General features: G+C 51.8%; 1 rRNA gene. It reads left to right on the forward strand.

The features are described from left to right. Window positions 1-9: 9 nt before the first annotated feature. A 23S ribosomal RNA gene (locus CBM15_RS18960) occupies window positions 10-2,938 on the forward strand. The last annotated feature ends 5 nt before the right edge of the window (window positions 2,939-2,943 follow it).

Below are 2,943 nucleotides of genomic sequence, written 5' to 3' on the forward strand. Positions count from 1 at the left end.
TTAACTTTTGGTTAAGTTAATAAGGGCGCACGGTGGATGCCTTGGCACTAGGAGTCGATGAAGGACGGCACTAACACCGATATGCCTCGGGGAGCTGTAAGTAAGCTTTGATCCGGGGATTTCCGAATGGGGGAACCCACTATCTTTAATCGGATAGTATCTTCACGTGAATTCATAGCGTGTTGAAGACAGACGCAGGGAACTGAAACATCTAAGTACCTGCAGGAACAGAAAGAAAATTCGATTCCCTGAGTAGCGGCGAGCGAAACGGGAAGAGCCCAAACCAAAGAGCTTGCTCTTTGGGGTTGTAGGACACTCTATACGGAGTTACAAAAGAATGRATTAGACGAAGCGACTTGGAAAGGTCCGCGAAACAAGGTAAAAGCCCTGTAGTCAAAAGTTCATTCCCTCCAGAGTGGATCCTGAGTACGGCGGAACACGTGAAATTCCGTCGGAATCCGGGAGGACCATCTCCCAAGGCTAAATACTACCTAGTGACCGATAGTGAACCAGTACCGTGAGGGAAAGGTGAAAAGCACCCCGGAAGGGGAGTGAAATAGACCCTGAAACCGTGTGCCTACAAGTAGTTAGAGCCCGTTAATGGGTGATAGCGTGCCTTTTGTAGAATGAACCGGCGAGTTACGATTACGTGCGAGGTTAAGTTGAGAAGACGGAGCCGCAGCGAAAGCGAGTCTGAATAGGGCGAATTAGTACGTGGTCGTAGACCCGAAACCAGGTGATCTACCCATGTCCAGGGTGAAGGTGAGGTAACACTCACTGGAGGCCCGAACCCACGCACGTTGAAAAGTGCGGGGATGAGGTGTGGGTAGCGGAGAAATTCCAATCGAACCTGGAGATAGCTGGTTCTCTCCGAAATAGCTTTAGGGCTAGCCTCGTGATTGAGAATACCGGAGGTAGAGCACTGTTTGGACTAGGGGGGCATCTCGCTTTACCGAATTCAGACAAACTCCGAATGCCGGATATTTATACACGGGAGTCAGACTGCGAGTGATAAGATCCGTAGTCAAGAGGGAAACAGCCCAGACCACCAGCTAAGGTCCCCAAGTAATCGTTAAGTGGAAAAGGATGTGGCGTTGCTTAGACAACCAGGATGTTGGCTTAGAAGCAGCCATCATTTAAAGAGTGCGTAATAGCTCACTGGTCGAGTGACGCTGCGCCGAAAATGTATCGGGGCTAAACGATTCACCGAAGCTGTGGATGCATACTTTGAGTATGCGTGGTAGGAGAGCGTTCTAATAGCGTTGAAGTCAGACCGGAAGGACTGGTGGAGYGRTTAGAAGTGAGAATGCCGGTATGAGTAGCGAAACATGGGTGAGAATCCCATGCACCGTATGACTAAGGTTTCCTGAGGAAGGCTCGTCCGCTCAGGGTTAGTCGGGACCTAAGCCGAGGCCGATAGGCGTAGGCGATGGACAACAGGTTGATATTCCTGTACCACCTCCTCACCGTTTGAGAAATGGGGGGACGCAGTAGGATAGGGTAAGCACGCCGTTGGTTGCGCGTGTTCAAGCAGTAAGGCGTGTATGTAGGCAAATCCGCATACTWTAACGTTGAGCTGTGATGACGAGCTCGTATGAGCGAAGTTCCTGATTTCACACTGCCAAGAAAAGCCTCTATCGAGGTGAGAGGTGCCCGTACCGCAAACCGACACAGGTAGTCGAGGAGAGAATCCTAAGGTGTGCGAGAGAACTCTCGTTAAGGAACTCGGCAAAATGACCCCGTAACTTCGGGAGAAGGGGTGCTTCTTTGGGTGCATAGCCTAGAGAAGCCGCAGTGAATAGGCCCAGGCGACTGTTTAGCAAAAACACAGGTCTCTGCAAAACCGTAAGGTGACGTATAGGGGCTGACGCCTGCCCGGTGCTGGAAGGTTAAGAGGAGCGGTTAGCGCAAGCGAAGCTGTGAATTGAAGCCCCAGTAAACGGCGGCCGTAACTATAACGGTCCTAAGGTAGCGAAATTCCTTGTCGGGTAAGTTCCGACCCGCACGAAAGGCGTAACGATCTGGGCACTGTCTCAACGAGAGACTCGGTGAAATTATAGTACCTGTGAAGATGCAGGTTACCCGCGACAGGACGGAAAGACCCCGTGGAGCTTTACTGTAGCCTGATATTGAATTTTGGTACAACTTGTACAGGATAGGTAGGAGCCAGAGATCTCGGAGCGCCAGCTTCGAAGGAGGCGTCRGTGGGATACTACCCTGGTTGTATTGAACTTCTAACCCATGCCCCTTAGCGGGGTAGGAGACAGTGTCAGGCGGACAGTTTGACTGGGGCGGTCGCCTCCTAAAGAGTAACGGAGGCGCCCAAAGGTTCCCTCAGAATGGTTGGAAATCATTCGTAGAGTGTAAAGGCATAAGGGAGCTTGACTGCGAGACCTACAAGTCGAGCAGGGTCGAAAGACGGGCTTAGTGATCCGGTGGTTCCGCATGGAAGGGCCATCGCTCAACGGATAAAAGCTACCCCGGGGATAACAGGCTTATCTCCCCCAAGAGTCCACATCGACGGGGAGGTTTGGCACCTCGATGTCGGCTCATCGCATCCTGGGGCTGTAGTCGGTCCCAAGGGTTGGGCTGTTCGCCCATTAAAGCGGTACGCGAGCTGGGTTCAGAACGTCGTGAGACAGTTCGGTCCCTATCCGTCGTGGGCGTAGGAAATTTGAGAGGAGCTGTCCTTAGTACGAGAGGACCGGGATGGACATACCGCTGGTGTACCAGTTGTCTTGCCAAAGGCATCGCTGGGTAGCTATGTATGGACGGGATAAGTGCTGAAAGCATCTAAGCATGAAGCCCCCCTCAAGATGAGATTTCCCATTACGCAAGTAAGTAAGACCCCTGAAAGACGATCAGGTAGATAGGTTCGAGGTGGAAGTGCGGTGACGCATGCAGCTGACGAATACTAATCGGTCGAGGACTTAACCACATTTT

Source organism: Solibacillus kalamii (assembly GCF_002174535.1).
Lineage (GTDB): Bacteria > Bacillota > Bacilli > Bacillales_A > Planococcaceae > Solibacillus > Solibacillus silvestris.